The following is a 22,079-nucleotide window of genomic DNA, read 5'->3' as shown; positions in this document are numbered from 1 at the left end:
CTACGACGCCGGCACGGATCCCGGCGGCTGCAGCTGCATCCGTTCGCCGCGCACCTGCTGCTCCAGCCGCTGCGGTTCGCGCGGCGTTTCAAACCATCCGGACAGCGGGTTCGCACCGAATGCGCCGAGCACCGCCGCCAGCAGCAAGGCATTGGCGCATAGCAGCAACACCAGCGCAATGCGCAGCGAGCGTGGCGGATCGGACTGGCCGGGTGTGGTCATGATTCGGGGCCGGAACGGTGCGTGTGGATGTGCGTGGGTGCGTGGGCAGGCTGATGCGTCTAGGCGCCGGCCAATGCCATCGCATGCAGGCCGAGCAGCACCAGATTATCGTGCATCTCGAACGGCACCGCGAGCGCCCCCGCCAGCGCGCCGCGGGCCCCGCCGGACAGCAGGCAGCGCGCGGGGCGGGCATCCAGGGCGCGCTCACCGAGCGCGCGCCAGGTGCGTTCGATGGCGCCGGCCTGCGCGGCCAGGCAGCCCGCGGCGATGGCGTCGTGCGTGTTGTCGGCCCAGCGCCGCTGCGCGCCGGCCACGCTGCCGGCATCGCCGACGTCCAGCGACGGCAACTGCGCCGTGTTGCGCGCCAGCGTGCCCAGCATCAGCGCCAGGCCGGGCAGGATCAGGCCGCCTTCGAAGCACGCACTGCCGTCGGCGCCCACGGTGACGATATCGAGCGTGGTGGCGGTGCCTGCAGTCACCACCAGCAGCGTGTCGCGCGGCAGCCAGCGGTGCGCGCCGACCGCGCCGACCCAGCGGTCCACGCCCAGCTGGGTGGGCTCGCGATAACCATTGGCCAGGTCGCCGTGCGCGGCGGCGCTGCGCACCCACTGCACCGGCGCGCAGCCACCGCAGGCATCGACCAGCGCGGCATCGACGGCGGCGGCAATGACCGGCCCGGCCACATTGCTGATCCACACCGACGGCATCGGACCGCTTGCGCGCAGCGCGCGCAGCTCAGCCGCCAGCGTCTGCAGCGCGCCCTCGTCCGCATGCGCCACCGCGCCGCCGTGCTGCCATGGCGTGGGCAGCGCGCCCGTGGCGGGCAGCGCGGCACCGGCTTCGCACCAGGCCCACTTGAGGCGGGTATTGCCGATATCGATCAGCAGCAACCGCGGCGCGCTCATGCGGCGTCTCCCTGCCCCGGGGCAGCCCGCAGCGACAGCTCGCCGCTGGCAATGCGCTCAAGCCCCGCGGGCGTCTCCAGCAGCAGGTGGCCGGCTTCGTCGACGCCGCGGGCCATGCCTTCGGCGATCACCTTGCCGTCGTGCAGCAGCCGCACCGGCTGGTCGCGATAGGCATCGGCGGCGGACCAGCGCCGCGCCATCGGCGCAAAGCCGTGCGCGAGGAAGTCCGTGCGCATCGCCGCCAGCCGTTCCAGCAGCGCGGCCAGCAGGCGCGGCGCATCGCGCTGCGCATCGAAGCCGGGCATGGCCTCGGCCACGCCGGCCAGTTCGCGGCCCAGCGCCGCCTCCATCTGTGCATCGCGCACCAGGTTCAGGCCGATGCCGATCACAGCCCAGACTTGCCGCGGCCCGGCCGGCACCGACTCGATCAGGATGCCAGCCAGCTTGCGGCCATCGATCTGCAGGTCATTGGGCCACTTCAGGCCAAGGCGCGCGCCCAGCCCCGCATCGACATCGCCCAGGGCCTCGGCCAGCGCCAGGCCCACGGCCAGGCTCAGGCCGCTCAGCTGCGCTGGCGCCAGCGCCAGCGGCAGCGCCACCGAGAACGTCATGCCCGCCTGCCCCTGCCACGGCCGGCCCTGGCGTCCGCGCCCGGCGGTCTGGCGGTAGGCCAGGCGCAGCCTGCCCGCGTCGGACCACGGTGCCTGGCGGCAGGCCGCGGTGAGATCGGCATTGGTCGAGCCGGTTTCCTCGACCAGCTCCAGCGTCCAGCCGCGCAACGCGGGCGACAGCATGGCCCGCAGCGCGCCGGCATCGATGCGCCATGAAGCGGCGGGAAGATCGGATGGAGTCGGAGGAACGGCGGACATGTGCGGCAAAGGACTTGGATCGATGGCGATCGTGGAAAACACAGGCGCGAACAAGGTGCGGTCCAGGTGCCTGCGGCAGATGCCGCATTGTAGCCGTGCCGCAGCTTCGGCACGGCGCGGTCGCGCCAGCGCGGCGGGTGGCTTAGAATCGAGACTCGGCCATCACATCGCATGCCCTTGGAACGCCAGACGACGCCAGATTTCGATATCACGCGCGGGGACGGAACCGTCAGCGTAGCGCTGCGTGGCGACTGGACCGCGCTCGCCCTGGCCGGCTGCCACCAGGCGCGGCAATTGCGCGCGCAGCTGCACGAGCTGGCGCAGGCGCCGGACAGCGCGCAATGGTCGCTGGCCGGGGTCGAGCGGCTGGACCATATCGGCGGCCAGTTGCTGTGGCAGGCCTGGAACGGCGCGCTGCCGCAACGGCTGGATGCCAGCGAGGGCCAGCGCCGCGTCTTCGAGCGCATCGCGGCGGTGCAGAACGAGGGCTGGAAGAAGCACATGGTGGACCGCTTCAACCCGGTCACGCTGTTCGGGGCCAACGTGCTGTCGTTCGGCGCGCAACTGGGCAGAGGCGTCGCCATGCTGGGCCAGCTGGCCTTCGACCTGATGCGCTTCGCGCGCATGCCGCAGCGCGGCCCCTGGCGCGAGATCTCGGCCAACATCTACAACGTCGGCTACAAGGCACTGGGGATCACGGCGCTGGTGGGCTTCCTGATCGGCATCGTGCTGTCGTACCTGTCGGCCAACCAGCTGCGCATCTTTGGCGCCAGCACTTTCATCGTCAACATCCTCGGCATGGCGGTGATCCGCGAGCTGGGGCCGGTGCTGGCGGCGATCCTGATCGCGGGGCGCTCGGGTTCGGCCATCACCGCGCAGATCGGCGTGATGCGCGTGACCGAGGAGCTGGATGCGATGCGCGTGATGGGCATCTCGCACGGCTTCCGGCTGATCATGCCGCGCGTGATCGCGCTGGCCATCGCCATGCCGCTGCTGGTGGCCTGGACCGACGTGATGGCGCTGGCCGGCGGCATGCTGGCCGCGCGCGCGCAACTGGGCATCAGCGCCACCTTCTTCCTGCGCGAGCTGCCCGATGCGGTGCCAGTGGCCAACCTGTGGCTGGGTCTGGGCAAGGGCGTGGTGTTCGGCATCCTGATCGCGCTGACCGCTTGCCACTTCGGGCTGCGCATCAAGCCCAACACGCAAAGCCTTGGCGAAGGCACCACCGCCTCGGTGGTGACCGCGATCACCATCGTGATCCTGGCCGACGCGGTCTTCGCCATCCTGTTCAAGGACGTGGGCCTGTGAACGCGGCGCAAGCGAACGCTACCCCGGAACGCGCGCCGGACCGCACCCCGGTCATCGAGGTGCGCGACCTGGTCAAGCGCTTCGGCAAGGCGGTGGTGCATGACCATGTGAACCTGGACGTCTACCGCGACGAGGTGCTGTCGGTCGTGGGCGGCTCGGGCAGCGGCAAGACCGTGCTGCTGCGCCAGATCGTGGGGCTGGAGCGGCCCACCTCGGGCACCATCAAGGTGTTCGGCGAAGACCCGACCCGGCTGCGCCCGGCGCAACTGCAAGTGCTGCGCAACCGCTGGGGGCTGCAGTTCCAGCGCGGCGCGCTGTTCTCGGCGCTGTCGGTGATCGACAATATCGCGCTGCCCCTGCGCGAACTGCGCGCGCTGCCCGACAACCTGATCTGCCAGGCGGCCATGCTCAAGCTGCAACTGGTGGGGCTGTCGGCGCGCGATGCCGACAAGATGCCGTCGGACCTGTCCGGCGGCATGATCAAGCGCGTGGCGCTGGCGCGCGCGCTGGCGCTCGAGCCCGAACTGCTGTTCCTGGACGAGCCCACGGCGGGGCTGGACCCGATGGCCTCGGACGACTACGTGGCGCTGATCCGCGAGCTGCGCCGCGAACTGGGCCTGACCGTGGTGATGATCACGCACGACCTGGACACGCTGGTGGCGCTGTCCGACCGGGTCGCGGTGCTGGCCGACCACAAGGTGATCGCCGCCGCGCCGATCCCGGAAGTGGTGAAGGTGGACCACCCCTTCATCCGCGAGTATTTCCTGGGCGATCGCGCCCAGCGCGCCATGCAGGCGCTGCCGCCGAACGGGCAGCCGCAGTCACGGGATATGGCGCCCCCTGGAGAAGCATGATGGAAAACAAGTCACACGCATTCCTTGCCGGCGTGTTCACCATCGGCCTGGCCGTGCTGGTGCTGTTCGCGATCTTCTGGTTCAGCAGCGACCATGCCGTGCGCGTGCCGTATGACCTGATCACGCGTTCCACCGTCAACGGCCTGCAGCCGCAGGGCGACGTGAAATACCGCGGGCTTGCGGTGGGCAAGGTCGAATCGATCAAGTTCGACCCGCAGGTGCCGGGCCAGATCATTGTGCGCGTCACCGTCAACAAGGACACGCCGATCACGCGCACCACCTATGGCACGCTGGGGTTCCAGGGCGTGACCGGGATCGCCTACGTGCAGCTCGACGACGCCGCCGCGCACGATGGCGCCGGGACCTCGCCGCCGCTGCCGACCTCGCCCAAGGCGGTGGCGCGCATCGCCATGCGGCCGGGCTTCTTCGAAGAGCTGGAAAAGCGCGGCGACTCGCTGCTGACGCAGGTCGAGACCATAATGGCCTCGCTCAACGACATGTTCCAGGGCGCCAACCGTGACGAGCTGATGGCGACGATCCGCTCGGTGCACAAGACCGCCGACGACTACTCGCGGCTGTCCGATTCGCTGGCCCCGGCCGCCAACCGGCTGCCCAAGGTGGCCGAGAACCTGAATGCGACGCTGGAATCGACCCGGCGCCTGACGCAGGAAGTGGCCAACCCCAACGGCACGGTGATGCGCACCGTCGACAGCGTCGGGCGCGACATGCAGGGCGCGGCCGCCTCGGTGCAGACCGCCGCCGGCAACTTCAGCCAGGAAACGCTGCCGCAGCTCAATGGCCTCGCGCGCGACGCGCGCCAGACCGCGCGCAGCTTCGAGCGCGCCGCCGGCCGCTTCGATGAAAGCCCGAGCAGCGTGCTGTTCGGCGCGCCCGCGCCCACGCCGGGCCCGGGCGAATCCGGCTTCAACGCGCCATAGCCGTGTGCGCGCCTCCATCAATCGCCACTGCCGAGACATCGCCGTGACCCCTGCGACCAAGATGCCAAGCCTGCGCCGACCCGCTCCCACTTTCCTGTCAGTCCGCCTGGTCGCGTTGCTGGTGACCGCCGCCGCGCTCGCGCTGCCGGGCTGCGCCCTGACACACGGCACGCCCACCGTGACCTACGACCTGGGTCCGGCGGCCGCCGCCGGGAACACCGCGGCAGCAAAACTGCCCAAGCTGCGGGTGGCGCAGACCGATGGCCCGGACTGGCTGGAGGGCAACGCCCTCTACTACCGGCTCCAGTACGCACAGGCGCAGCGGCTGCAGGCCTACGCCACGCAGCGCTGGGTGATGTCGCCCACACGCCTGTTCGACAGCCGGCTGCGCGAAGCCGTGTCGGCGCAGGGCGCGCTGGCCTGGTCCGGCGACACCAGCGTGCCGGCCCTCAAGGTGGACCTGCTGGGGTTCGAGCAGGTATTCGACAGCGCCACCACCAGCCAGGGCGTGGTGCGCCTGCGCGCCACGGTGTACCGCCAGGGCATGATCGGCCAGCAGACCTTCGAGGCGCGCCGGCCCGCGGCCAGCGCCGATGGCGCCGGCGGCGTCAAGGCGCTGGCCGAGGCCAGCGACGCGGTGATCGCGGCGCTGCTCGACTGGACCGGCACGCTGGAGCTAAAGTAAAACCGCAAGGAAAATTGCCATGGAGCCGGCTCCCCCGCCGCCCTCCGCGCCGCCCCCGGCGGCTCAGCCAACGCCTGAACCCTCCGGCCCGCAGCACTCGCCGCTGGCCCGCGTGGGGCTGCTCTGCTTCACGCTGCTGGTGGTGTACGCCAGCCTGTACCCGTTCTCGGGCTGGGTCGACAACGGCGTCTCGCCCTTTGCCTTCCTGACCGCGCCCAAGCCGCGCTACATCACGGAGTTCGACCTGCTGACCAATGTGCTCGGGTACGTCCCGTTCGGCGCGCTGGTGGTGCTGTCGCTGCATCCGCGCATGTCGGGCGGGCGCGCCACGCTGGTGGCGCTGGTGGCCGGGGCGCTGCTGTCCACCTGCATGGAAGCCCTCCAGACCTGGCTGCCAAGCCGCATATCGTCAAATATCGACCTGATCACCAACGCGCTGGGCGCGCTGCTTGGGGGCGCCGTGGTGGCGCCATTCACGCACATGCTGATCGACGACGGCCGGCTGACGCGGCTGCGCCAGGCCTGGTTCGAGCCGCATGCCAGCTTTGCCATCATCCTGCTGATGCTGTGGCCGTTCGCCCAGGTGTTTCCGCAAGAGCACCTGTTCGGCATGGGCAGCATCGTGCGCGAATGGCTGACCGACCCGGAATCGTGGCCGATGCAGGTGCTGCAGATGCTGTTCCCGCAGCTGGAGGCCTGGCAGGGCAATATCGGCCTGCGGCCCGAGGACATGCAGAGCCAGCAGTTGCTGGAATCGCTGGTGACCGCCAGCAGCTGGATCGGCACGGGCCTGTTCGCCTCGATCGCGATGCGGCGCAGCGCGCCGATGCTGCGTATCCTGGCAGGCCTGCTGGCCGCCGCGCTGTTGCTCAAGGCCACCGCGGCCGAGCTGCAGTTTCCCACCGAAAGCGCCTTTGTCTGGCTGTCGGAGGGCGGGCGCTTTGCCCTGCTGACCAGTTCGCTGGTGCTGGCGCTGCTGCTGTACCTGCCGCGCTGGCTGCGCGCGATCCTGGCAATGGTGGCGCTGGTCGTGCTGGTGGCGCTGACCAACGTGCTGCCATCCAACCCCTACGCGTGGATCTCGGAACAAGGCTGGCGCATGGGCCGCTTCATCCACTTCAACAGCCTGGCGCAATGGCTGGGCTGGCTGTGGCCGTTCCTGGCGTTCTGCTATGTGATCTGGCGCTTCGAACAGGTCAGCCTGCGCCGCCATGCCTTGAAAAAGAAGGCCGCGGCACGCCGTGAGGCGGCCGCGGCCGGTACTACGCAGGAATAGCGCGGTGGCTAGTGCAGCTGCCCGCCTTGCTCGCGCACATCGGCGCGGGTCGACAGCGCCGTCGCCACCGCCGCGCGCAACCCCTTCACCAGCGTTTCCTGCGCCAGGCTCGGCTGGCCCGGATGGCGCGCCGCCTGCTCGGGCAGGTAGGGAATGTGGATAAAGCCGCCGCGCACGTCCTCGCCCGGCTGCCGCGCCAGCCGGTGCATCAGTCCGTAGAAGACATGGTTGCAGACGAAGGTGCCGGCAGTCTGCGACACCGAGGCCGGCACGCCCGCCGCGCGCATGTCGCGCACCATCGCCTTGATCGGCAGCGTGGCAAAGTAGGCGGCGGGGCCGTCCGGGGCAATGGCGGTATCGATGGGCTGGGCGCCGGCGTTGTCGGCAATGCGCGCATCGTCGACATTGATCGCCACGCGCTCGACCGAGATCTCGGCGCGCCCGCCGGCCTGGCCCACGGCGATCACCAGCGCGGGGCGCAGCCCATCGACCAGCTCGCCGATGGCGTCGATCGCCGCGCCGAACACGCACGGCAGCTGGCGCGCCACGATCACCGCGTCGCCGACGCGTTCGCCGTCAAGGGCGCGCACCGCCTCCCATGACGGATTGACCGGTTCATTCTCGAACGGCTCGAAGCCGGTCAGCAGCACGGTACGCATGGCAGGGCTCCACGGTTACATCAGGAAGTACAGCAGCGCGATATTGGCCACCAGGATCGCCAGCGCGGTCGGCACCTGCGCGCGGATCACGGCGTTCTTGTCGTCGAGTTCCAGCAGCGCCGCCGGCACGATATTGAAGTTGGCCGCCATCGGCGTCATCAGCGTGCCGCAATAGCCCGAGAACATGCCGATCGCCGCCATCACCGCCGGGTTGCCGCCGAACATGCCGACCAGGATGGGCACGCCCACACCGCCGGTCATCACCGGGAATGCGGCGAAGCCATTGCCCATGATCACCGTGAACAGCGCCATGCCCACGCAATAGACCGCCACCGCCACCAGCTTGTAGTCCATGTTGATATAGGCGGTGGTCAGGTGCGCCACGGCCTTGCCCACGCCCGCGTCGGCAAACACCAGGCCCAGCATCGCCAGCATCTGCGGCAGCACCAGCGCCCAGCCCAGCGACTCGGTCAGCCGGCGCGATTCGCGCAGGCCCTGCGCCACGGTGTCGCGCGTGAGCCAGCACACCACCGCCAGCGAGATCAGGCAGCCGATCCCCAGCGAGACGAAGGTCACGTTCTTGGGATCGAGCAGCGGCAAGCCGGCGACCTTGACGTCCTTGAACAGCATGGTGCCGATCACGGTCACCAGCGGGATCAGCAGCGCCGGAATAAACAGCTTGTTGCCCAGGCGGCGCGCGCTGGCACGGCGTTCTTCCTCGGGCAGGCTCTCATGCTTGCCGTGGCCAACGCCGCCAAAGCCCGCAATCAGCGCCATCACCACCGCGCCGATGCCGACCGCGGCCGGCGGCAGCCGGTCGCCAGCCAGGAACACGATCGCGTACAGCAGCCAGAACAGGCCGGTGCTGAAGCGGCGCGGATGCTCGCGGTCGGCGAAGGTCAACAGCGCGGTGATCGCCAGCACCAGGCCGGCGAGCCAGTAGAGATATTCGATGGAAATGATCATGGCGCGCTCCTTATTCGCCGCTCTTGGGCGTTGCGGCGGCCGCGGCGGATGCGGCAGCCTTGCCGCCCAGCTCGCGCTCGAGCCAGCCGTCCAGGCGCTTCAGGCGCACGGCATGGATCAGGAAGGCGCAGATCGCGGTGGGAATGCCCCACACGGCAATACGCAGCGGCTCCACGTCGATGTTCGACGACAGCAGGAAGGTGTGCATCAGCGCGATCGCGCCGAACGCCACGAAGATATCCTCGCCGAAGAACAGGCCCACGTTGTCGGTAGCGGCGCAGAAGGCCAGCACGCGCTGGCGCACCGGCTCGGGCAGGTGGCCGAAGCGGTTCTCGGCCGCGCCCTCGGCCATCGGCGCCAGCAGCGGGCGCACCATCTGCGGATGGCCGCCCAGGCTGGTCAGTCCGACCGCGGCGGTCAGCTCGCGCACGCCCAGGTAGACGATCAGCAGCCGGCCGACCGTGGCCGAGGCAATGCGCGCGATCCACGCCTGCGCATGCTCGCGCAGCCCGTGCCGCTCCAGCAGGCCGATCACGGTCAGCGGCAGCAGGATGATCAGCGGCAGGTTGCGCGCCTTGACGAAGGCGGTGCCGATTGCAGAGAAGATCTGCATCAGCGGCATCGGCGCGGCCAGCCCCGTGGCCAGCGCGGCGAGCACCACCACCAGCATGGGATTGAAGCGCAGCACGAAGCCGATGATGATGACGCCGACCCCGACAAGGGGCCAGAGATTGACGGCCTGTTCCATGAGAGACACCAAGCGAGTGTGATGGAGGCAACGGACGGCAGCCGTCTTACAGCACGACGGGGCCGCCCGCGGTGAATGCTGGCGATTGACGCATAGCGTTCAGTCGCCGGCGCGGATCGCGATGCCCTCTGCCCCCAGCCGTTCCCGGATGCGGCGCGCAAAGGCCAGCGCGTGGGCGCCGTCGCCGTGCAGGCACACGGTTTCGGCTTGAATCGGTACCCAAGTGCCGTCGATGGCGCGCACGCGCTTTTCGCGCACCATGGTCAGGGTCTGGTTCAGCGCGGCTTCCTCGTCCTCGTGCAGCGCGCCCGGCGTGCCGCGCCTGACCAGCGTGCCGTCGGGGTTGTAGCCGCGGTCGGCAAAGACCTCCTGCCTGACGCGCAGGCCGGCCTCTTTTGCCACGCTGATCATCTGGCTGCCGGCCAGGCCGAAGAAGACCAGGTCGGAGTCGAAGTCGCGCACCGCGCGCACGATGGCGCGGGCCAGCGCCGGATCGCGCGCGGCCTGGTTGTACAGCGCGCCGTGCGGCTTGACGTGGTGCAACTCGCCGCCTTGCGCGCGCACGATCGCGTCGAGCGCGCCGATCTGGTACAGCACGTCGGCATAAACGTGTTCCGGGTCGCGCTGCATCTCGGTGCGGCCGAAGTTCTCGCGGTCGGGGTAGCTCGGGTGCGCCCCGATCGCCACGCCGTGCTCCAGCGCCCACTTCACGGTCTGCGCCATGGTGGCCGCGTCGCCCGCGTGCCAGCCGCATGCGATATTGGCCGAACTGATCAGCGCCAGCAGCGCCTCGTCGTTGTCACAGCCTTCGCCAAGGTCAGCGTTCAAATCGATCTGCATTGCCTTTCTCCTGTGCGGCGCATTGCGTCGCCCGATTGCTGTTGTGCGTGCGCGCTTATGCCGCCACGCGAGTATGTGCGCGCCGCCGCGCGGCGATGGGCATGCCATCGCCCTGCCACTGCAGCGCCTGGTCGATCTGGCGCAGGTAGCGCGCCAGCTCGGCCTGCGCCGCCTCTGCCTGCGCCAGCGTCACCTGCACAAAGCGCACCGGCGCCGCCAGCGGCACCTGCGCCAGCCGCCACAGGTCCGCGCCGATCACCACGCCGATCTTGGGATAGCCGCCGGTGGTCTGCGCATCGGCCATCAGCGCGATCGGCTGGCCGCCCGGCGGCACCTGCATCACGCCTGGCACCACGCCATGCGACAGCAGGTCGGCGCTGCATTCGGCGCGCCGCGCCAGCGCGGGCCCGTTCAGGCGCAGCCCGATGCGGTTGCTGTTGGGCGTGACGGTCCAGTCCGCCTGCCACAGCGCAGCCTGCGATGGCGCGTCAAAGTCCTCGTATTCCGGGCCGGGCAGCATGCGGATCGCCGTGGCCTTGCCCTCGACGGCAGCGGGCAGCGCCCATGCCGGCGCCTGCACGCCGATCCAGTCGGTCTCGGCCGCCAGCCCCGGGCGCCCCGCGGGCAAACGGTCGCCCTCCTGCAGCGCGCGTCCGGCCAGTCCGCCGAAGCCGGATTTCAGGTCGGTGCTGCGCGATCCCATCACCGGGTCGACCGCTATGCCCCCTGCCACGCACAGGTACACGCGCGTGCCGCCGCGCGTCGACGGCAGCGTCAGCGTCTCGCCCTTGTGCACATCGAAGGCATGCCATGACCACACCGGCACGCCGTCCAGGTTGGCGCCGCATTCGGCACCGGCCAGCGCCACGCGCATATCGGCAAGAAAGCGCAGCGCTGCGCGGCCCAGCGTGAATTCAATCACAGCGCAGCCCGGCGCATTGCCGAGCAGGCGGTTGCCCACCTCCACCGCCAGCGCGTCCATCGCCCCGCAGCGGCCGACGCCAAACCGGCGAAAGCCGGTACGGCCCAGGTCCTGCACCGAGGCGAGCGCGCCGGGGCGAATGATCTCAATCACGCGACGATTTCCTCGGCGACAAAGCGCACGGTGTCGCCGGGCGCGAACAGGGACGGCGGATCGCGGTCGGCCACGAAGAGTTCGGCTTCGGTGCGCCCGATCAGTTGCCAGCCGCCCGGCAGCACCGCCGGATACACGCCGGTCTGCTCGCCGCCAATGCCGACCGACCCGGCCGGCACGGCCACCCGGGGCTCACGCCGGCGCGGCGTGGCCAGTTCCGGTGCCAGCCCGCCCATATAGGCAAAGCCGGGCTGGAAGCCCAGGAAGTAGACGACGTACTCGCCCGCCACGTGGCGGCGCACCACTTCCTGCGGCGTGAGGCCAGTATGGGCCGCCACGTCGCCCAGGTCCGGGCCATGTTCGCCGCCGTAGCGCACCGGGATCTCCACCAGCCTGCCGGTGGCATTGCGCGTCTCGCCCGAGGCCCACGCGAGCTTCAGGTTGCGCTCCAGCGCATCCACATCGGCGCTGCCGTCGAAGATCACCGTCAGGTTGTTCATGCCTGGCACCACATCCACCACACCACGCCAGTCCGCGGCCCGGGCCGCCATCGCCCAGATCCGGCGCTGGACTTCCAGCGAGGCGGGAGGAGCCACGCTGTACAGCAGCGCCTGCTCGGCGAGTCGGTGGATGGTGCAGTTCATGGGAGTCCCGGTAGTGCACTTGCTACCAGTTTAGGCAGGCGAGGCGAAAATGTGACGTGTTTGTATTTCATCGATAATTTATCGATGAATTCATCATATCGAAAGGTTGAGTGGGGAAATAGTCAGGGATGACCCTTAGGGCTTGGGCTGTTTTGCTGGGGGTGGCCGGCTGGTCTGCAGCTGGTTGGCTTGGTTTTGTAGGTCGGGTTTGATGTTGTCGTAGGTTGGACGGCCTGGTTCCGCCCTGCTGGGCGGGTCACTTTTGTCCGAGCGACAAAAGATGGAATGAACGCGCCCCGGCCCTCCGATCAAAGGCGCCGGTAGTTCAGTTGTGCATCCGGGGAAACGTGACAGGATAGGCGGGTCCCCCATCACGAAACGGCATCGATGTGCCAGAGTGGGAGTGTCACCAACCACGCGAGGATGGAGGGACCCGAGATGAATACTACGACTTACGGCCTGGATATTGCAAAGACTGTCTTCCAGCTCTATTGGGTCGAGCCTTCCGGCAAGTGTTCCAACCGCCGCTTCAGCCGGCCCAAGCTGCTGGAGTTTCTCGCGAATCGCGAGCCCGGACGTATCGCGCTCGAAGCATGTGGCAGCGCGCACTGGTGGGCCCGCCAACTGCAAGCCTTGGGTCATGAGCCAGTGCTGCTGCACGCCAGGTACGTGCGACCGTTCGTGCAGACGAACAAAACCGATGCGGCCGATGCCAAGGCTATCTGGACCGCGGCGCAGCAGCCCGGGATGCCGTTCGTGGCCCCGAAGACCGAGCCGCAACAGTGCGTGCTCAGCCTGCACGCCATGCGCCAGCTGCGCGTGAAGATGCGCACCATGCTGGTCAACCAATTGCGCGGCACGTTGTTTGAGTTCGGAATCCGGATCCGTCCCGGGCTACGGATTGGCCTGCAGGAAATCGTGCAACGAATGGACGAAATCGAACAGGACGTGCCGCCCTTGCTGTTCGAGTTCGTGCGCGAACAATTGCAAAGCATCGAACGGCTCGATCAAGAGATAGCTCGCCTGGATCAACGCATTGATACCTGGGGTCGGCAAAGTCAGGCCTGCAAAACGATTTTGGCCATTCCCGGCATCGGCATGCTTACCGCCACGGCCATGGTTGCCACCATTGGCGACGCGCACACCTTCAAGTCCGGGCGCCAACTGGCGGCTTATCTTGGCCTAGTGCCCAAACAGACCGGCACCGGCGGCAAGGTCTGGCTGAGCGGCATCAGCAAACGCGGCGACCCCTATCTGCGCACCTTGCTGATTCACGGCGCTCGGGTCGTGCTGAGTCATCTGCGCAGAAAGAACCAGCCCGGCTGGAGCCTGATGCTCGCCCAGCGACGGCCGAAAAACGTCGCGGCTGTTGCCCTGGCTAACAAGACGGTGCGTACCATCTGGGCCCTGTTGGTCCACGACCGCACCTATGACCGAGACTACGTCTCGGTCAGGCCTGCCTAGCGGGCAGGCCTGAGCTAGCAAGCAAGGAACCCGTCCACAGGTTGCGAGGGTAATGTCCACGTGATGGCAAAACAGGTTGGACCGCGGGAGTGCAAGCCCAATTGGTTACTGGTGCTCAAAGCACGGCCAAAAGATAGGGACACTCCCGGCGAAATCCATCAGGGCCTGCAGGCCAGGCCTGCACCGCAAGGCCGGATATAAGTCTGCAGCCAATCCTGTCCAAGCCTGATGTTGGCTTTACCTTGCAAACCGGGGCGCGTTCATATAAGTAACCAAAAACGCGTCGCCGGTACGACTCACCCACATAGGTAACAGAACAGTTCAAGCACATAGGTAACAGTTTTCTACCCTGCATGGGCGACAGCCAAAGGGAGGCGCCCATGCCCTGGAGTGAGCTCAAACCTATGGACCAACGACTTCTGTTCATTGCCGAGCACCTGCGCCGCGCGGACAGCGTCAGCGCGCTGTGCGAGCGCTATGGCATCAGCCGCAAGACTGGCTACAAGTGGATCGATCGTTACGCCAATGAAGGCGCCAGTGGGCTCGCGGACCACAGCCGCAGCCGCCATGCGCAGGAGCGGATCGCCTATCCGATCCGCCAGGCGATCCTGGAACTGCGCGGGCAAGGCGGGATGGAGCTGGGGCCGAAGAAGATCCAGCAGCGCCTGGCCGAACGGTTTGGCGAGGCAGAGATACCCTCGCGCACGACCATCTACAACATCCTGAAGGCAGCGGGCCGGATCGATCCGCAACGCAAGCGCCGACGGGTGATGCGGTATGGCACGCCGCTGCGCTCGCCGCGCGAGCCGAACGCGCTGTGGAGTGCGGACTTCAAGGGACAGTTCCTGACGGCGGACCAGTGCTGGTGCTATCCGCTCACGGTGATGGACCACGCCAGCCGTTACCTGCTGAGTTGCAAGGGCCTGGCCGGCCCGCGGCTGGCGCCGACGAAGTCGGTGTTCAAGCGGCTGTTCCGGCGTTATGGGTTGCCGGACCGGCTGCGCACCGACAACGGCGTGCCGTTCGCGTCCACGGGGTGTGGAGGACTGTCGCAGCTGTCGATCTGGTGGCTGAAGCTGGGGATTGTGCCGGAGCGGATTGCGCCCGGGCATCCGGAGCAGAACGGCAGGCACGAGCGCATGCACCGCACGCTCAAGCGCGCGACGGCGTTGCCGCCAGCGGCGACGCTGGCGGCGCAGCAACGGCGCATGGATGCGTTCCGGCGCTTCTATAACGAACAGCGCCCACACGAAGCGCTGGGCCAGCAGACGCCGCACAGCTGCTACACCTCATCGAATCGGGAGTATCCGAGCCGGCTGCCGGAGATGAGCTATCCAAGCTACATGGAGACGTACCGAGTGAGCACCGCCGGTTTGCTCTACCGCCACAACGTGGTGATGTATGTCGGACACTTGCTGCGAGGAGAACTGGTGGGACTGGAGGCGATCGACGATGGCGTCTGGCATGTTCACTTCGGCCCAATCGTGATTGGAGGAATAGATGAACGCCACAACCGCAAGCGCTATCTAAGTCTCAAAGTGTTACCCATGTGAGTGAACTCGTTTGTTACCCATGTGGTTGTCCCGTACACGCCTCAGGCGGCTGGCCACCCATTCCACGGTGTGGGTGGTTCGGGCGGCGGTGATTTCCGTTCGATGGGGTAGGTGGTTCAGGCCTGCTACGCTCCCGGGATGTGCCTGCTTCCACGGACTATTGGACGAACCCGACTTTAGGCTATTGGCAGCCTTCTAACGAGGTTATCGGTAGGACGCCTACGGCTGCGCTGCGCGCACTCAGTATCGTAGGTCGGGGGCTCGGGCACGGAGTGCGTCGCTGCGCTCGCACGGCGTTGTCGCGGATGATGCCGGGCCAACAGCGGCAATCAGGACGTGGCCGCTGGTTCTGCCACGTTAGGACGTGCGCGCAGCGCAGCCGTAGGCGTCCGACCGACGCCGTAGTTAGCAGGCTGCCAATAGCCTAGAGTCGGGTTCGTCCAATAGTCCCTGGACGCAAGGCACATCCCAGGAGCGTAGCAGGGTTGAACCACCTACCCCACTGAACGGAAATCACCGCCGCCCGACCCACCAACACCGTGGAATTGGTGGCCAGCCGCCAGAGGCGACGCGTTTTTTGGTTACTTTTTGTCGCTCCCCTCCATGTCAGGATAGTTGTCGCCTCGCCGCCTTTCGATGAAGGACAATGGAGGGCGGTAACGGTTGGAAGATGAAGCGTTATCCGGCGGAGTACAAGGAATGGGTGGTTGAGCAGATGATGCCGCCCTTGAATCGGTCGGTTGTGGAGTTGGCCAAGGAGACGGGTGTCACGACGGTGAGCCTGCGTACGTGGCGCAACGAAGCCCGAGAGCAAGGACAGGTTGTGCCAGGCAACGGCAAGCAGAGTGACAAGTGGTCAAGTGCGGACAAGTTCCGGGTGGTGCTGGAGACAGCGCCCCTGAGCGAGGCGGAGCTGTCCGAATACTGCCGCAGGAAGGGCATTCAGCCGGAACAGATCCGGCAGTGGCGCGCCGCCTGTGAGCAGGCTAACGCGAAGACGCTGGCCAAGCCCGGCCTGGCGCAGCGCCGCGAGGAAGAGACTGCCCAGAAACGGATCCGCGATCTGGAGCGCGAACTCAAGCGCAAGAATGCGGCGCTGGCGGAGACAGCGGCGCTGCTGGTGCTGCGAAAAAAAGCCGAGGCGATCTGGGGAAGGGACGAGGAGGACTGATCAACGTCTCGGATCGCCGCGAAGCCATCATGTTGATCGATGAAGCGGTAAAGAGCGGTGCGCGTCAAGCCAGCGCCTGCAGGGAGTTGGGCCTGAACGAGCGCACCTTGCAGCGCTGGCGTCATGTGCCTGCGGATGGCCGCCCGGGCGCGCAGCGCCCAGTGCCGGCCAATAAGCTCAGCGAGGCGGAGCGGCAGGCCGTGCTGGCCGCGGCCAACCAGCGCGGCTACGAGAGCCTGACGCCGCACCAGATCGTGCCGAAGCTGGCCGACGAAGGCCGCTATGTGGCCTCGGAGTCGACGTTCTACCGCGTGCTCAAGGCCGAAGGCCAGGCGCGCCGGCGCGGGCGCAGCCACAATGCCAAGTCCTCGCGCCCGCTGACTACACACCGCGCCGACGGACCGAACCAGGTGTGGTGCTGGGACATCACGTGGATGCCCACGACGGTGAAAGGTCGCTTCTTTTACTGGTACATGATGCAGGACATCTACAGCCGCAAGCTGGTAGTCAACGAGGTGCACGAGAGCGAATCGGCTGAACATGCCAGCCAACTGCTGTCGCTAGGCTGCCTGCGCGAGCAGACCGCCGGGCGGCCGCTGGTGCTGCATTCGGACAATGGCAGCGTCATGAAAGGAGGGACGATGCTGGCGACGATGGGTTACCTGGGCGTGCAGCCCTCATACAGTCGCCCGCGCGTGAGCAATGACAACGCTTACGCAGAAGCGCTGTTCCGCACAGCCAAGTATTGCCCGCTGTGGCCGGATCGGCCATTCGATACGCTGCAGCAAGCGCGCGATTGGGTCCATCGGTTCGTGCACTGGTACAACGAGGAGCACCGCCACAGTGGCCTGAAGTACGTCACGCCGAACCAGCGGCACCGCGAGGAAGCGGTGCCCCTGCTGGCGCGACGCACGATGCTGTATCAGGCAGCCCGCACCCGACATCCGCAGCGCTGGTCGCGGGGAATCCGGAATTGGAAGCTGGAGCCAGTGGTCTACCTGAACCCCGAGCGAGCTGAACAGGAACCCAAGGAATACCGGAAAGCTGCATGACGGCGAACGCGACAACTACCTTGACACACACCGCTCGGACAAAAAGTGACCCGCCCAGCAGGGCGGAACCAGGCCGTAAAACCTACGACAACATCAAACCCGACCTACAAAACCAAGCCAACCAGCAAAAGCCCCACCCACCCCAACAAAACAGCCACCCCTGCCAAGAGCAACAACCGACCACACGGCAGCAAGCCCAAAAACCAATGAAAAACGGCCGGGAATCCCGGCCGTTTTTCATTCCATCAACAGACAACCCCAAAAATCAAGCAAACCCCGCCTGATGCGCCTGCTGATCCGCATGGTACGAACTCCGCACCATCGCGCCCACGGCAGCGTGGGTGAAGCCCATCTTGTAAGCCTCTTCCTCGAACATCTTGAAGGTGTCGGGATGCACGTAGCGCAGCACCGGCAGGTGGTGGTTCGACGGCGCCAGGTACTGGCCGATGGTCAGCATGTCGATATCGTGGGCCCGCATGTCGCGCATGACCTGGAGGATTTCCTCGTCGGTCTCGCCCAGGCCAACCATCAGGCCCGACTTGGTCGGCACGTTCGGGTTGCGGCGCTTGAATTCCTGCAGCAGCTTGAGCGAGTGCTCATAGTCAGCGCCCGGGCGGGCCTGCTTGTACAGGCGCGGCACGGTTTCCATATTGTGGTTCATCACGTCCGGCGGGCATGCCTGCAGGATGTCCAGCGCCTTGTCCAGGCGGCCGCGGAAGTCCGGCACCAGCACTTCGATGCGGGTGATGGGCGACAGCTCGCGCGTCTGCGAGATGCAGTCGACGTAGTGCTGGGCACCGCCGTCGCGCAGGTCGTCGCGGTCGACGCTGGTGATCACCACATAGTTGAGCTTGAGCTGGGCGATGGTGCGGGCCAGGTTGCCCGGCTCATTCACGTCCAGCGGATCGGGGCGGCCGTGGCCCACGTCGCAGAACGGGCAGCGGCGCGTGCACTTGTCGCCCATGATCATGAAGGTGGCGGTGCCCTTGCCGAAGCACTCGCCGATATTGGGGCAGCTGGCTTCCTCGCACACCGTCACCAGGTTGTTGGCGCGCAGGATGTCCTTGATCTCATAGAAACGCGAATTGCCGGTGGCGGCCTTCACGCGGATCCAGTCCGGCTTCTTGAGCTTTTCGGCCGGCACGATCTTGATGGGGATGCGTGCGGTCTTGTCGGCCGACTTCTGCTTGCGGGTCGGGTCGTACTGCTCCGCGGGGGATTGCGGGGCTTCGCTGGAAGTGGCGATCAGGGCGTCGCTCATACATTTCTCCGCACGCGCTCGGCGTGCATTTCGCTTTTTGACTAGGAGGCCAGGGCCGGGGCGGCAGCTTCTTCAGCCGCCAGCACGCGAGCTTCGTGCGCTGCCAGCACCTCGCACAATGCAGCCGCCAGGCGCTGCGCGATTTCGGGTTGTTTTGCCGCGGTCACGGGCAATGGGGCGCCATCGGCATCCGCCACCGGGCAGGCGGCCCCCGCGGTGGCCATGTCGACTGTTTCCAGCCCGGCATAGCCGCAGGGATTGATGCGCAGGAACGGCGCCAGGTCCATCTGCACATTAAGGCTGACGCCGTGGTAGCTGCAGCCGTTGCGGATCTTGAGGCCGAGCGCGGCAATCTTGGCGCCCTGGTGCGGCCCGTCGGACAGGTAGATGCCGGGGGCGCCGGGCTTGCGTTCGGCTGCGAGATTATACGCCGCGAGCGTGTCCAGCACCGCCTGCTCGATGCCATGCACCAGCTCGCGCACCATCAGGCGGCGGCGGCGCAGATCCAGCAGCAGGTAGGCCACGACCTGGCCGGGACCGTGATAAGTGATCTGCCCGCCGCGATCGATCTGCACCACCGGAATCTGTTCGTCCGGGGCCAGCAGATGTGCGGGGTCGCCCGCCTGGCCCAGGGTGTAGACCGGCGGATGCTCGACCAGCCAGATCTGGTCAGACGTCTCGGGCGTGCGTGCGGCGGTGAAGGCGCGCATCGCGTCGAAACACGGCTGATAGTCCTCGCGGCCGCGTTCGATGACTTGAATCGGATGCATGGCGAGAGTGTAACGAAAAGGGCCAGCTTGCGCCGGCCCTGCCTCGGTCACTTCTGTTACCCGCTCAGGGCACTGGCCGGCGGGAATCGTCCGATGCGTCACGCGACCAGACCAGGCGCAGATGCGTGCGGCTGCGGTGTGATGCGGACGATGCCCCGCCGGGCTTTGCCTCAGGATGCGGTGACCTGGTCCTGGTTAGGCGTCCAGTCCGTGCCTCGAATCAGGCGGCGCAGGCTGCGGTACACCAGGTGCGGCACGTCGGCCAGCGCCAGCGCCGGGCGGCGGGCTTCGGCGATCAGGGCCAGCCGCACCGGGTGCTCCGCACGCGGGTCTACGCTCAGCACCACCTCGTCACCCGGGCGCAGCAGCAGGCTACCGCCACAACGCAGCCAGTAGTCCTCCGAATCGTTCTCGCGGGTCAGCCATACGTCGGTGCCGCGAGCCTCTTCGACATGCAGGCGCTGGGCAGCATGCACCGACAGCGTAGTGACTTCGCCAGGATTCAGGGTGAACACAGTCGTTGTGAGCACGGTTTTCATGGTGGTTCTCCGTTCAGCCGGCCTCGGCGAGGATGCGCCAGACGCAGTACGAATTGGCGGCGGGGCACCGGAACTGGCCCGGCAAGGGGACCAGGCCAGTTAAATCCTATGAATATCGCCATGAAGTAAATAACTACTGCGGGGGCCGGTGATGGAATATTAGTGATTGCCCGACCACTATCAAAACGATATATTTTCTTTGTTCTTGTTAGACAAATTCACATACACACGACCGCCTGGAGACCGCCATGGCCTGGAAGAGCGCCTGGGAAAAGGACCTGCCGCGCGGCTGGCACCGCGAATTGCCGCGCCTGCCGGCGCTGACCGCGCTGCGCGCGTTCGAGGCCGCGGCGCGGCACGAGAGCTTTTCGCGCGCGGCCACGGAGCTGTTTGTCACGCACGGCGCGGTCAGCCACCAGATCCGCGCGCTGGAAGACGAGCTGGGCATGCCGCTGTTCGAGCGCCACGGCAAGCGCGTGGCGCTGACGCCGGCCGGGCGCCTCTACGCCGAGCGCGTGCGTGACGCTCTGCTGCAGATCGCCGATGCCACGCGCGCGCTCCAGGCCGGCAACCGCGACAAGCGCCTGACCATCAGCACCATGCCATCGTTCGCCGCGCGCTGGCTGACACCGCGCATCGGCAGCTTTATCGAGCGCCACCCGGAACTGGATGTGGAGCTGCTGTCGTCGAACACGCTGGTCAATTTCGCCCATGAAGAGGTCGATATCGCGCTGCGCATGGGCAGCGGCGATTATCCCGGCCTGTACGTGGAACGGCTGCTGGACGACGTCTTCTTCCCGGTCTGCAGCCCCGGCTTCAATGGCGGGCGCCTGCCCGAACGGCCGCAGGACATGGCCGGGCTGCCGTTGCTGCGCGGCGAGGGCGATCCGTGGAAGCCCTGGTTCGAGGCCGCCGGCCTGGACTGGCCGGAACCGCGCAAGGGGCTGCTGCTGGAAGATTCCTCGCTGCTGCTGCAGGCGGCGTCCGAAGGCCAGGGCATTGCGCTGATCCGCTCGTCGCTGGCCTATAACGACCTCCTGGCCGGGCGCGTGGCGCGGCTGTTCGATGTCAGCATCCCGTGTCCGTGGCTGCTGCATTTCGTGTGCGCACCGGGCTCATTGAACCTGCCCAAGGTGCAGGCGTTCCGCGGCTGGCTGCTGCCCGAAATCGAGCGCTTCCGCGAAGTGCTGGCGCAGTGGGAGTGAGTTAGTCTTCCGGCGTTGCGCCGGGGTCGGCAGCGGCGTCCGGCGCCGGCTTGGCGCGCGCCCGCCCCGCGCGCGGATGGGCCTTGTCGTAGACCTTCGCGAGGTGCTGGAAATCAAGCGCGGTATAGACCTGCGTGGTCGAGATGCTGGCGTGGCCCAGCATCTCCTGCACCGCGCGCAGGTCGCCGGAGGACTGCAGCACGTGGGTGGCGAACGAATGCCGCAGCATATGCGGATGCACATCGGCCGGCACGCCGGCACGCAGCGCCTGCTGCTTGAGCCGCAACTGCACAGTGCGCATCGACAGGCGCCGCCCGCGCGGACCGAGGAACAGTGCGCTGGCGTCTTCCGGCGGGGCGCCGGGGCGCAGCAGTGTTTCGCGCAGCGCCAGCCAGGCATGCAGCGCCTCGATGGCTTTGCTGCCGACCGGCACCGAGCGCTGGCGCGAACCCTTGCCGGTCACGGTGACTTCCGCGCCGGCCAGGTCAAGCCAGCCGCTGGAGCGGTAGCCGTCGGCATCGGTATAGCGCAGGTCCAGCTGCACCAGCTCGGACAGCCGCAGCCCGCTTGAATAGAACAGTTCGTAGACCGCATGGTCGCGCAACGCCTGGGCATCGGTGCCGGCAGGATGCGCGACCAGCGCCACCGCGTGCTCGACCGACAGCGCCTTGGGCAAGGCGTGGCCTGAACGCGGCGCGCGCACGCCGTCGACCGGATTCACCGCGACGCCATGGCCGTGACGCGCCGCCCACTGGAAGAAACCACGCCACGCCGACAAGGTGCGCGCGATGCTGGTGCCGGCCAGGCCGGCGCCATGCAGCCGCGCGGCAAAGTTGCGGATATGGTGGGTCTGCAGTGCCAGCAGGGCCACGCCAGGCGCATAGCGCGCCGCAAGCTCTTGCAGCACGCGCAGGTCGCGGCTGTAGCTGGTCAGCGTGTGCCCGGCGAGCTTGCGGCTGCCGCGCAGCCAGTCGAGGTAGCGCGCGACCAGCGGATCGGGTGCCGGCGGCGGTTCGTCGCCGGCAGGCGCAAGGTCCACCACGGCATGGCGGGGCGGCCGGCGCGCGCTCATGGG

The 22,079-nt window shown here is 67.4% G+C and carries 23 protein-coding genes; 10 read left to right on the top strand and 13 right to left on the bottom strand.

Annotated elements, in window-relative coordinates:
- The 3 genes from ACREYQ_RS00690 to ACREYQ_RS00680 are packed head-to-tail and all read right to left on the bottom strand — an operon-like array spanning position 1 to position 1,996.
- Entirely contained in the window at positions 1–222 is a 222-nt protein-coding gene (locus ACREYQ_RS00690) for a hypothetical protein (RefSeq protein WP_432258905.1), read from the bottom strand.
- Between the two features lie 59 nt (positions 223–281).
- A complete protein-coding gene (locus ACREYQ_RS00685; RefSeq protein ID WP_432258904.1) occupies positions 282–1,127 on the bottom strand; it encodes a type III pantothenate kinase in 846 nt (281 codons plus the stop codon).
- Positions 1,124–1,996 (bottom strand): biotin--[acetyl-CoA-carboxylase] ligase, encoded by an 873-nt coding sequence (locus ACREYQ_RS00680; RefSeq protein WP_432258903.1) that lies wholly within the window; start codon positions 1,994–1,996, stop codon positions 1,124–1,126. Before ACREYQ_RS00680 ends, ACREYQ_RS00685 begins: the two co-directional genes overlap by 4 nt.
- Before the next feature lie 171 nt (positions 1,997–2,167).
- On the opposite strand from ACREYQ_RS00680, the gene ACREYQ_RS00675 reads away from it, so the two are divergent.
- Genes ACREYQ_RS00675 through ACREYQ_RS00655 form a run of 5 tightly spaced genes read left to right on the top strand, consistent with a single transcriptional unit; the run spans position 2,168 to position 7,057 of the window.
- Complete coding sequence (locus tag ACREYQ_RS00675) at positions 2,168–3,304, top strand: MlaE family ABC transporter permease (protein ID WP_432258902.1); 1,137 nt, start codon at positions 2,168–2,170, stop codon at positions 3,302–3,304.
- Positions 3,301–4,158 (top strand): ABC transporter ATP-binding protein, encoded by an 858-nt coding sequence (locus tag ACREYQ_RS00670; RefSeq protein ID WP_432258901.1) that lies wholly within the window; start codon positions 3,301–3,303, stop codon positions 4,156–4,158. Before ACREYQ_RS00675 ends, ACREYQ_RS00670 begins: the two co-directional genes overlap by 4 nt.
- The gene (locus tag ACREYQ_RS00665; RefSeq protein ID WP_432258900.1) at positions 4,155–5,096 is read left to right on the top strand and encodes an MlaD family protein; all 942 of its coding nucleotides are present in this window, start codon (positions 4,155–4,157) and stop codon (positions 5,094–5,096) included. Before ACREYQ_RS00670 ends, ACREYQ_RS00665 begins: the two co-directional genes overlap by 4 nt.
- 43 nt (positions 5,097–5,139) lie before the next feature.
- Positions 5,140–5,781 carry an ABC-type transport auxiliary lipoprotein family protein gene (locus ACREYQ_RS00660; RefSeq protein WP_432258899.1) on the top strand — a complete coding sequence of 214 codons (642 nt, stop codon included), beginning with the start codon at positions 5,140–5,142 and terminating at the stop codon, positions 5,779–5,781.
- A gap of 19 nt (positions 5,782–5,800) precedes the next feature.
- Entirely contained in the window at positions 5,801–7,057 is a 1,257-nt protein-coding gene (locus ACREYQ_RS00655) for a VanZ family protein (RefSeq protein WP_432258898.1), read from the top strand.
- 8 nt (positions 7,058–7,065) lie between these two features.
- On the opposite strand, the gene pcp is transcribed toward ACREYQ_RS00655, so the two are convergent.
- The 6 genes from pcp to pxpB form a co-directional block, all read right to left on the bottom strand.
- Entirely contained in the window at positions 7,066–7,716 is a 651-nt protein-coding gene (gene pcp / locus ACREYQ_RS00650; protein ID WP_432258897.1) for a pyroglutamyl-peptidase I, read from the bottom strand.
- Between the two features lie 15 nt (positions 7,717–7,731).
- Positions 7,732–8,682 (bottom strand): DUF979 domain-containing protein, encoded by a 951-nt coding sequence (locus ACREYQ_RS00645; protein WP_432258896.1) that lies wholly within the window; start codon positions 8,680–8,682, stop codon positions 7,732–7,734.
- A gap of 10 nt (positions 8,683–8,692) precedes the next feature.
- On the bottom strand, positions 8,693–9,430 hold the full coding sequence (locus ACREYQ_RS00640; protein ID WP_432258895.1) for a DUF969 domain-containing protein: 738 nt from the start codon (positions 9,428–9,430) through the stop codon (positions 8,693–8,695).
- A gap of 99 nt (positions 9,431–9,529) precedes the next feature.
- Positions 9,530–10,270, bottom strand: coding sequence for a 5-oxoprolinase subunit PxpA (gene pxpA, locus ACREYQ_RS00635; protein WP_432258894.1), 741 nt, complete (start codon positions 10,268–10,270; stop codon positions 9,530–9,532).
- A gap of 55 nt (positions 10,271–10,325) precedes the next feature.
- Positions 10,326–11,345, bottom strand: coding sequence for a biotin-dependent carboxyltransferase family protein (locus tag ACREYQ_RS00630; protein ID WP_432258893.1), 1,020 nt, complete (start codon positions 11,343–11,345; stop codon positions 10,326–10,328).
- Positions 11,342–11,989 carry a 5-oxoprolinase subunit PxpB gene (gene pxpB / locus ACREYQ_RS00625; RefSeq protein ID WP_432258892.1) on the bottom strand — a complete coding sequence of 216 codons (648 nt, stop codon included), beginning with the start codon at positions 11,987–11,989 and terminating at the stop codon, positions 11,342–11,344. The genes ACREYQ_RS00630 and pxpB overlap by 4 nt, the downstream gene beginning before the upstream one ends.
- A 438-nt stretch (positions 11,990–12,427) precedes the next feature.
- On the opposite strand from pxpB, the gene ACREYQ_RS00620 reads away from it, so the two are divergent.
- The 4 genes from ACREYQ_RS00620 (at position 12,428) to ACREYQ_RS00605 (ending at position 17,513) form a co-directional block, all read left to right on the top strand.
- Positions 12,428–13,453, top strand: coding sequence for an IS110 family transposase (locus ACREYQ_RS00620; protein WP_432257737.1), 1,026 nt, complete (start codon positions 12,428–12,430; stop codon positions 13,451–13,453).
- Positions 13,454–13,857: 404 nt separating this feature from the next.
- The gene (locus tag ACREYQ_RS00615) at positions 13,858–15,006 is read left to right on the top strand and encodes an integrase core domain-containing protein (protein ID WP_432258891.1); all 1,149 of its coding nucleotides are present in this window, start codon (positions 13,858–13,860) and stop codon (positions 15,004–15,006) included.
- 670 nt (positions 15,007–15,676) lie between these two features.
- Positions 15,677–17,229, top strand: a protein-coding gene (locus ACREYQ_RS00610) for an IS3 family transposase (RefSeq protein WP_432258890.1) whose coding sequence is annotated in 2 segments (ribosomal slippage) — positions 15,677–16,163 and positions 16,163–17,229 — 1,554 coding nt in all. Because the reading frame shifts where the segments join, the coding sequence is not laid out codon by codon here.
- Positions 17,226–17,513 (top strand): hypothetical protein, encoded by a 288-nt coding sequence (locus tag ACREYQ_RS00605; RefSeq protein WP_432258889.1) that lies wholly within the window; start codon positions 17,226–17,228, stop codon positions 17,511–17,513. The genes ACREYQ_RS00610 and ACREYQ_RS00605 overlap by 4 nt, the downstream gene beginning before the upstream one ends.
- Here the strand turns inward: ACREYQ_RS00605 and lipA are convergent.
- From lipA to ACREYQ_RS00590, 3 genes are all read right to left on the bottom strand, one after another.
- On the bottom strand, positions 17,495–18,490 hold the full coding sequence (gene lipA, locus ACREYQ_RS00600) for a lipoyl synthase (RefSeq protein WP_432258888.1): 996 nt from the start codon (positions 18,488–18,490) through the stop codon (positions 17,495–17,497). The two genes, ACREYQ_RS00605 and lipA, sit on opposite strands and share 19 nt — an antisense overlap.
- Before the next feature lie 41 nt (positions 18,491–18,531).
- Positions 18,532–19,260 carry a lipoyl(octanoyl) transferase LipB gene (gene lipB, locus ACREYQ_RS00595; RefSeq protein WP_432258887.1) on the bottom strand — a complete coding sequence of 243 codons (729 nt, stop codon included), beginning with the start codon at positions 19,258–19,260 and terminating at the stop codon, positions 18,532–18,534.
- A gap of 170 nt (positions 19,261–19,430) precedes the next feature.
- Positions 19,431–19,799, bottom strand: a complete 369-nt coding sequence (locus ACREYQ_RS00590) for a DUF2917 domain-containing protein (RefSeq protein ID WP_432258886.1) — start codon at positions 19,797–19,799, stop codon at positions 19,431–19,433.
- Positions 19,800–20,047: 248 nt separating this feature from the next.
- On the opposite strand from ACREYQ_RS00590, the gene ACREYQ_RS00585 reads away from it, so the two are divergent.
- Positions 20,048–21,004: a transcriptional regulator GcvA gene (locus ACREYQ_RS00585; RefSeq protein ID WP_432258885.1), complete on the top strand. Its 957-nt coding sequence runs from the start codon at positions 20,048–20,050 to the stop codon at positions 21,002–21,004.
- Between the two features lies 1 nt (position 21,005).
- Here ACREYQ_RS00585 and ACREYQ_RS00580 read toward each other — a convergent pair whose 3' ends face one another.
- Positions 21,006–22,076, bottom strand: coding sequence for a tyrosine recombinase XerC (locus ACREYQ_RS00580; protein WP_432258884.1), 1,071 nt, complete (start codon positions 22,074–22,076; stop codon positions 21,006–21,008).
- Positions 22,077–22,079 lie beyond the last annotated feature (3 nt).

Origin of the sequence: Cupriavidus sp. TMH.W2, from assembly GCF_050847365.1 — a bacterium.
In the GTDB taxonomy this organism is placed as follows: domain Bacteria; phylum Pseudomonadota; class Gammaproteobacteria; order Burkholderiales; family Burkholderiaceae; genus Cupriavidus.
Note: the sequence above shows the minus strand (reverse complement) of the source record. Positions and strands in the feature narration are given on the sequence as shown.